Here is a 2540-nt window from a genome sequence, read left to right as displayed (position 1 = left end):
GGTTCTGTACAAATATATGTTTCCCGCAAGTAACCTATATAAACCCGCTATTGCTGTTTGTATTTCATCTGTAGGGGCTGGTTCTGTACAAATATATGTTTCCCGCAAGTAACCTATATAAACCCGCCCGCTATTGCTGTTTGTATTTCATCTGTAGGGGCTGGTTCTGTACAAATATATGTTTCCCGCAAGTAACCTATATAAACCCGCTATTGCTGTTTGTATTTCATCTGTAGGGGCTGGTTCTGTACAAATATATGTTTCCCGCAAGTAACCTATATAAACCCGCTATTGCTGTTTGTATTTCATCTGTAGGGGCGGGTTCTGTACAAATGTATGTTTCCCGCAAGTAACCTATATAAACCCGCCCTCTATTGCTGTTTTTATTTCATCTGTAGGGGCGGGTTGGGAAGTAATATTTCTCCTAAAAGCGATCGCTAAAATAGAGACGATAGAGATTACAAAGGGGAACAACATCGTTTCCTACCCGTTTAATTAAACCCATACTTCGCAGTTGAAAGGCTTGACTTTCTTCGAGTCGAACGGGTTCATTTGTTGAGACAACTTTTTTCATAGCTTCGGCTAATTTTTCATAATCTTGCAAGTTCAACAAATGTCGCCGTAAATGATCGTTGTAGAGTCCGCTTTGGGTGGGTGCTGTTTCGATAAATTCGGCTAAACTTAACTGATGGCGAGTCATTTCATAGAGTGCTTTTCTGACTAAATACGGGTGTCCGTCTACCATTCCCATTAACGAGTTTACCTCATTTTCCGACCAGTTTAACCCGTGTCTTTTGACTAACTCGCTAATTTGTTCAAAGGTTAATTCGGGTAAATCTATCGGTAAACCGACGTTAAAAGGCGATTGATTGATATTCAGGGGAATATAAACTTCTTGGGAATGAGCAATCACTAAACGGAGTTTTTTCCAGTCAGGTTGATTCTTGCCGTTTTCATGCCAAACTCGCAGCAAACTAAAGAATTCTTGAGCAATTTCTAAGTGTTGAAAAACCTGATCGACTTCATCCAAACCTAAGGTTAAAGGTTGATTGATGACTTGGAGAAGATAACGACGAAAATAGTTATTACATTTATTTTTACTTCCGAGGTTGCCTTTCCACAAATCTTCGAGGCGATCTTCAAGTTCTAATTCTTCGGTAAGAGTTCCACAAAACCAGCGCAAAAATTGATCAATATTGGTGAAAAATTCGCTATCGGCTGACTGAAAATTTAGATAGGCGGTTTGGTATCCGTTTTGTTTGCTGTGATTAAGAATGCGCTGCATTAAAGAGGTTTTTCCCATCTGTCGGGGTGCTTTGATTCTGATTAAGGCTCCCGGTTTTAAAATAGTTTCATAGCAATCTGATTCAATCGGTGGACGTTCGATATAAAAGGGAGAATCGAGGCTAACTGAACCTTCAGGGTTCTCTAATTCATTTGCTAACAGGGTTGAGTTTTTCGGCGATCGCGGATTTTCTACAACTGTATTTTCTGGTGTTGAATATTCCTCAATTTCCTCAATATTTTCAGCATTTGATTCATCGGATTTTCTTCTAATCACTGGAGTCAGTTCTTCAGGAATTCCCGCCATGCTGATACTTGTACAACCATATTTGTAGGCAAATTCGAGATCTCTACCATTCCCTAACGCATCATAAAATCCGATGGCAAATTCCTGAGCGGCTTGATCTCCGACTTGCTGCTTCATTCCAATCACATAGGGAATATGATAGGCGATAGCTTTAGCTTGAATTTCTGAATAACAAGCATTCAGAACAACGCATTCAATATCAGCTTTAAACAACTGAAATAAATCCGCCAATCCCTTCGCACTAACCAACTTAACTTGTCCCATTTCATCCTCTAAAATTAACCCCTGTTCTCCCGCACCATGCCCAGAAAAATGGACAAATTGGGGTTGTAATTCTAACACCGCACGTTGCATTTCTCTGGCGGTAACAGCAAAACGAGACTCTAGATTAAACTGGCTGCGTTTTTTGGCTCTTTCTAATCCATTTTGAATCTCTTTTACTTCTTGATCTAGCCGCAAATGGTTTGTCTGTTTGGGGTTGGCAGCTAGAAATAATATTGTTTTTTTCTTTCGGATAGAATTATTCATAAATTAAACAGATACAACTCTCGTTAATCACCACTGGTTTCAAGGTTTGTTAGCGATTTTAGCATCTTCTATGAACTGATGCTATCAAAAACGCTTTAATCGGGTTAAATTTTAGCTAAAATTTGTTATCATCTTCAGAAGATATCAATTAAAATTGAGACTAAAATCAATATTTATAAGAATATTATAATCGAAAGGGTTGCAATTGTGTTTTAAAATAGCGTTTCCCAAGCTTATAATTTTTTAACCTCACCATTCGGAAAAAATGCTATAAACTAGGTGATCTTTTATTCTAGATGACAAAATCTTTCCTTTGTGTCTTAGTGTCTTTGTGGTGTTTCTTCTATCAATACAAAAAAGACACCAAGATCGCTCTTAGTGTCTTAGTGTCTTAGTGGTTTTTATTCTCTCCTTAATTTAG

1 protein-coding gene is annotated in these 2540 nt (G+C 38.1%); it reads right to left on the bottom strand.

Features of this window, described 5'->3' with window-relative positions:
• Positions 1-424: 424 nt before the first annotated feature.
• The gene (locus VB836_RS27665; protein ID WP_323224396.1) at positions 425-2119 is read right to left on the bottom strand and encodes an AAA-like domain-containing protein; all 1695 of its coding nucleotides are present in this window, start codon (positions 2117-2119) and stop codon (positions 425-427) included.
• Positions 2120-2540: the final 421 nt, after the last annotated feature.

It is taken from the genome of Limnoraphis robusta BA-68 BA1 (genome assembly GCF_034932365.1).
GTDB lineage: Bacteria > Cyanobacteriota > Cyanobacteriia > Cyanobacteriales > Microcoleaceae > Capilliphycus > Capilliphycus robustus.
The sequence above is the reverse complement of the archived record's forward strand: the minus strand, read 5'-3'. Positions and strand labels throughout refer to the sequence as shown.